The 5,821-nt window shown below is 58.2% G+C and carries 4 protein-coding genes and 2 pseudogenes; 2 read left to right on the top strand and 4 right to left on the bottom strand.

All coding sequences use genetic code 11. From position 1 onward, the window contains the following. Positions 1 to 169: 169 nt before the first annotated feature. A pseudogene (locus AB4Z11_RS20465) lies at positions 170 to 1,086 on the bottom strand (transposase); the annotation flags it as partial. A 551-nt stretch (positions 1,087 to 1,637) separates the two neighbouring features. Between AB4Z11_RS20465 and AB4Z11_RS20460 the strand changes: the two are divergent. Continuing rightward, positions 1,638 to 1,805, top strand: a pseudogene (locus AB4Z11_RS20460) (transposase); the annotation flags it as partial. 77 nt (positions 1,806 to 1,882) lie between these two features. On the opposite strand, the gene tnpC reads toward AB4Z11_RS20460, so the two are convergent. From tnpC to AB4Z11_RS20445, 3 genes are all read right to left on the bottom strand, one after another. Next, on the bottom strand, positions 1,883 to 3,463 hold the full coding sequence (tnpC, locus tag AB4Z11_RS20455) for an IS66 family transposase (protein WP_442027288.1): 1,581 nt from the start codon (positions 3,461 to 3,463) through the stop codon (positions 1,883 to 1,885). A gap of 30 nt (positions 3,464 to 3,493) precedes the next feature. Further along, a complete protein-coding gene (gene tnpB / locus AB4Z11_RS20450; RefSeq protein WP_442027290.1) occupies positions 3,494 to 3,754 on the bottom strand; it encodes an IS66 family insertion sequence element accessory protein TnpB in 261 nt (86 codons plus the stop codon). Between the two features lie 666 nt (positions 3,755 to 4,420). Then, positions 4,421 to 4,699, bottom strand: coding sequence for a hypothetical protein (locus AB4Z11_RS20445; RefSeq protein ID WP_442027287.1), 279 nt, complete (start codon positions 4,697 to 4,699; stop codon positions 4,421 to 4,423). A gap of 653 nt (positions 4,700 to 5,352) precedes the next feature. On the opposite strand from AB4Z11_RS20445, the gene AB4Z11_RS20440 reads away from it, so the two are divergent. After that, a partial coding sequence (locus AB4Z11_RS20440) for a cation:proton antiporter domain-containing protein (protein WP_442027285.1) occupies positions 5,353 to 5,821 on the top strand: 469 nt, incomplete at its 3' end.

The raw sequence follows: 5,821 nt of genomic DNA, 5'->3' as shown, positions 1-5,821 counted from the left end.
TGACCGCCATGCCCAATTCGGCCTGCTTCAGCACGGACACGATTTGTTCCGCTGGAAAATGTTTGCGCTTCATAGTCAAACCCTCCCGCTAAGGAATTATTGACCAAAAACTCGCGCTCTGAAGCGTCTAATTTTTCCAATGCAGATCAGTAATCGCCCGTTGGTTCGTGCTTCCGAAACGCGCTTCCACGGCCTCGATCATCATGTCGCGCACCGGCTCACCAGGCAATCCTCGACCTATCCAGGCACGCCAGGCAATGATCTCCCGGTCACAGCAGTCCTTCATGAAAACGCCAGTCACTACCTCGCTGTTGTCGCAGGCGATCTCGAAGCCATCGGAGCACCAGCGCTGGTTCGATTCCTCGACCATCACTTTGCCATCATGAGCGCGGCCACTATCACTACGCCTAGGCGACGTCGGTAGCAGCAAACCCTGCGTTTTCATCACGCGGTACATGCGCTTGTGGTTCACAGGACGCAGGCCCATCAGGCTGCGCGTACGGTTCACCAGGGCGCCGGCGCGACGATAGCCATAGGTCGGCAGTGCCGTAATCTCGGCGCGTACGGCGTCGACAAGCATTGCGTCGGCGACCGGATCAAGTCTGGCCACGGTACGCCGGTCGATCCAGTCCGCAGGTCGTGCAAGGAGGGCAATCACGTGCGAGCGCGCTACACCAAGAGCTACGCAGACAGGCTTTACTGCCCGTCCTTGTCCAATAAGGGTGAGCGCGCAATCCACTTTTTTTCGCGGGCCAGCTCGACCGCTTCGCGCAGGATCTCTGCTTCCATTGTCTTTTTCCCGAGCATGCGCTGTAATTGCGCGATCTGGGCGCGTGCCGCTGCCAGTTCGCTCGCCGGCACGACCGATTCACCAGAATGCGCGGCGACCAGGCCGCCTTCGCGCTCAAGCTTGCGCCAGTTGAATAATTGACTGGCACTGATGCCATGCTTGCGGGCCACCAGCGACACGCTCATGCCAGGCTCATACGTTTCCTTGACCAGCGCAGCCTTTTCCTGCACTGACCAGCGTCGGCGTCGCTCTTCGGTCACCGTCACGACTTCGATGGTTTGCTTGTTACTAGTCATATTCACAGTCTTATTCCTATCCGTAAGGATACAGCATCGACTGTGTCTGGTAATTCAAGGGGCTATCTCATGCGTACAGAGCGGGGTTATCGCCTTATGATAGTAGGGAAGTAGAGCGATCGCCGCGTGTGAAGCGTAGAGCACTCCTCCGCAGTCTGTCGCTGCTAAGGCGGGTCAATCGTACTGGGTCATGTCGGAGTGCAAATGAACACGGATGAATACGGAAGCGATCTTTGGCGCCAGGTGAGCCGGGCCTTTAACCAATTTCATAGTACGCCAACTTTAAAGCGACGCTGGCGCGGTATGGGCGGTCGCTTTATATCGAAACCAAACCTCGAGACCGCCACTGCCACGATATTCGCGTGTGTTGTCACCAGACTGCCGAGTAGTAGCTGCCACCAGTCGAAAGTCACTCTGTTACAAGTCACCCACTGCAAATGAGTCACATGCGACGTGCTGGAGCAGCCCCCTGAAACGCCGGACACGTCTTCCCACTTACAATAGCGGGTAGGCATAAGACTGTGTTCATGACTAGTACTAAACAGGAAGTGATGGAAGTATTGACGGGGCCGGAACGCCGGCGGCGTTGGTCGAGCGACGAGAAACTGGCAATGGTCAGGGAAAGCCTCGAGCCCGGCAAATCGGTATCGATGGTGGCACGCCAGCATGGCGTCAATCCAAATCAGCTGTTCCATTGGCGCAAGCTGCACCAGAACGGTAAGCGTCTGCTTCGTACCGTCTTGAGGGAAATCGATGATGGCGCGATGATTTGCAGCGCACCGCTGGGAAGCGGAGTTCAGTCGGCCAGCTTGGCGGCGCAGTTCCAGGGCAGGAAGTCGTCGACCCGGTTCACGGGGTGATCGGCGATGTGCGCCAGCACATGGCGCAACCAGGCTTCGGGGTCGATGCCGTTCAGCCGGGCAGTTCCGATTAGCCCATACATAGCGGCTGCGCGTTCGCCTCCGCTATCGGCGCCGGCAAACAGGAAATTTCGCCGCCCCAGTGCCACACCGCGCAGTGCACGCTCAGCAGCTGAGTTATCGATCTCGATGCGCCCATCACTGACGTAGCGCGTTAGCGCTGGCCAGAGTTTGAGCGCGTACAAAATCGCGGCTGCCGTGTCGGACTTGCGTGATAATGTTTCAAGCGCCTTGCGTAACCATCGCTCGAAGTCATCGAGCAGCGGTCGAGATTGTAGTCGTCTTACGGCACTGCGTTCGTCGGGCGGCTTACCTCGAATGGTTTCTTCGATTGCGTATAGTTCACCGATGCGGCGCAGTGCCTCGGTAGTTAGTGCCGATGGGCGCGCCGCATGCAGGTCATAAAACTTCCGGCGCGCATGCGCCCAGCAAGCTGCTTCGGCTACACGGCCGCTATCGTAGACGGCGTTGAAGCCAGCATAAGCATCAGCCTGCAATACGCCGCTAAATCCAGCCAAGTGAGCTTGCGGATGTTCGCCTTTGCGATCGGGCGAATACGCGAACCAGACCGCCGGCGGTGTGCTATCGCCGCTGTCGCGGTCGTCGCGCACGTAGGTCCACAGGCGAGCCGTGCGAGTCTTGCCGTTGCCGGGCGCAAGCACCGGCAATGGCGTATCGTCGGCATGCAGTTTGGTGGCAGCAAAGACATGACCACGCAATGCATCGACCAGTGGGCGCAGCAGCGCGCTGCTGGCGCCGACCCAGCTGGCCAAGAGACCGCGCTCCAGTTCCACACCTTCGCGAGCGTAGATCGTGCTTTGGCGGTAAAGCGGCAGGTGATCGGCAAATTTCGCGACCAGCACATGCGCCAGCAGGCCGGGGCCAGGCAGGCCACGAGCAATGGGACGACTGGCAGCCGGTGCCTGCACGATGACATCGCAGCAGCTGCATGCCAGCTTTGGCCGCACGTGGCGAATTACACGAAAACTTGCCGGCACATACTCCAGCTGCTCCGAAACATCTTCGCCCAGGTGCTTGAGCTTGCCGCCACACTCAGGGCAGGCTGTGCTGGCGGGTTGGGACACGCGTTCTTCTCGCGGCAAATGTGGCGGCAGCGGCTTGCGCTCGGCTTTTTTACGCGGCGCCAATTCCAGTGGCGCTTGCACCTCGGCGACAGCTTCCTCTGTTTCAAGGTCTTCGAGCTTTAATTCCAGCTGTTCGATCTGTTGATCCAGTTTTTCGGAAGAACGGCCGAACTGCATGCGCCTGAGTTTGGCCAGCACCAGCTTCAGGTGTTCGATTTCCGCTGTGCGCGTGGAAAGTTCGGCGGCCAGGTATGCCACGCGCGCCTCGCTTTGTGCCGCTCGGGTTTCACTCTGCACGGCGCGCGCTTCGCTGGCCAGCAGCAACGCCTTGAGGGCGGCAATATCGTTGGGCAGGTCGGCGGCGTTGAGCATGTGGCCCAGTTTACGCGGCTGATGTCATGTTTATAAGGCCGCTGTGGAGCGCCAGCTACGTTGTGGGCGGCGCCAGTCGATGCCTTCCAACAGCATGGATAACTGCGCCTGTGTCAACGCCACGCTGCCATTGCTTGCTTGCGGCCAGATGAAGCGGCCACGCTCGAGGCGTTTGGCGAACAGGCACAGGCCATCACCATCCCACCACAGCAGCTTGACCAGATCGCAGCGTCGGCCGCGAAACACGAACATCCCATTGCTACGGTGACGGCCTGCGCTAGTGCGACCAATCCCTACAAGGAATTTCCTGTGGAAGGTTAGGGCCCGGCTCTGTCCCCCGGCTGTAGGCTCCTGATGACTTATGGGGTGCTTTGCTGTGGGTGCTGGTGCAAATCAAAGCGGTGTCGGCAAGCCGATAGATCCTTAGAAAAAAGGGTGGGCAGTAGGCGGTTGCCTGTGGGCCCTCGGACGTGGTGCTCGCCGCGGCTGCCAAATGGAGGCCAGTCTTTCTTTGGCAGCGAGCGCTTGGTCAGTTTCGATAGGGTTCAGCATGGCGGTCGCTGCTGTCCCGATCACGATTGAGGTAGTAGCGACTTTCGTCACGGTCCCTCCGCTCGTGGCCTCTGGCATGATCCCTGCCGTCGACTCCGTAAAGTGGCGAGATGACGCAGCCGCTCAAGACGGCGATGGCTGAACACAACATGATAAGCAGCTTCATAACAGACTCCCGACAAAACTAGGTAACTTGCTTATAACGCAAGGTTCTTCCCTAGTCTGTGCGGCAAGAGACGTAATGGGCGATGCGAATGATCGATCGACAAAGTCAGGTCGGAACCAGACGCGCCATGATGCGTCACTGATTCTGAAAATATCGCCTGGGCCGGACAAGAGATGGTGCGTTGGACAGCAAGGATGATTGGCAAACAGCGCAGTGGTGCAGCCATGCCCAGCGCTCCATCACGAGTGATATTGGCCCATCACGCGGCCGCTGCCCGTGCGGGCGCTTTGGAGCTTTAGCCGTTTCTTCCACCAACCATAGTCCGATAAGGATGCCTTCGCCGCCTCCACGCAATGCGCGTAATCTGGGGTTAGCTTGTCACATGGCGGAAGCGGCGGTTCGATCCCTTGCGCAATGCAGTCGCGTATCGCCTCATTCAATTCTTCCTCCTCCAGTAATTGCTGGCATTTGGTCGAGTGAACTAATGCGAGATCAATGGCGGGCGAATCTTTTTCCATGTGGATGGATTAACGGTGTTGTGCTGACTTCAGTGTACGCTCAAGAATGGCAACTGTCTTCCGCGGGCCAGCAAGCGTGAATCAAGTCCGCGAGAGAAAGCGCGTAATATTTGGCAAACATCTATACTGCAGCGGCGCTACTGCACTCACCGCGGGATCTGTGCGATGTAAGCGGTTCGACGTGTCGCCGCGAAGTGAGCCCTTGAAATCATTTGCGTTTGATCCTGAATCGTTTCGGCACCAAGGTGATCAGCTTCGCAGAGCCGAACTGGTTACGCTCGCCGGATAGTGAAACATTGTTTGCGGCATCTATGGTGACATGATCCGAGACGACGCTGCGCACATATGTTCCTCAGCAACACTGTGTTGCATTCAAACTAGCCGTTTTGCGTGACCTGCTTCGTAGATGTACTGACCAGCGCCCCAAACGCTTCGCGTCGCCTGGTTCGCTGGAAACCATGCGGATTAGCTGGAGGTCTGCCGCCGATCTCACGGCGGCCTTGTCTTGATGGTCAGCCTACGCAATCGCCGCGCGGGATATTTACGCGGGACTGGTGGGGCACTGGCGTTTCGATCTTCGACGCGTTGGCCCGGAGCCGACTGATGACAGTATCGAGGAGAGATTCAGAGCGCACTTCTAATGGAGATCTGCAATGTCGAACGCCACTTGGGCACTCTTGGCTGGCTTGATCCTGATCGCAATGATGCTCATTGGGACGTTGGTATCGCGCCTGCCGCTCAGCGGCGCAATGATATATCTAGGGCTTGGCGTGTTGCTCGGCCCGTACGGGATTGCTGTCATCGACCTGGCGCCGATTGCACATGCTGCGACGCTCGAGTTAATGACGGAAGTCGCACTGCTGATCTCATTATTTTCTGTTGGCTTGAAGCTCGAGGTGCCAATGCTAGACCACCGATGGATTGCGCCATATCGGTTGGCCTTCGTGTCGATGGCGTTGACGGTCGGCCTGATTGCTGTTGTCGGGATGTTTGGATTGGGCTTGCCGCTTGGCGCCGCTGTCTTGTTGGGAGCAATACTGGCACCGACCGATCCGGTTCTGGCCTCAGCGATTCAATCGGAGCCTGGTTCGGACCATGAGCCAACGCGGTTCAGTCTGGCAG

The sequence above is a fragment of the Pseudoduganella sp. RAF53_2 genome (assembly GCF_052113985.1).
Taxonomy (GTDB): domain Bacteria; phylum Pseudomonadota; class Gammaproteobacteria; order Burkholderiales; family Burkholderiaceae_D; genus Rugamonas.
The sequence above is the reverse complement of the archived record's forward strand: the minus strand, read 5'-3'. Positions and strand labels throughout refer to the sequence as shown.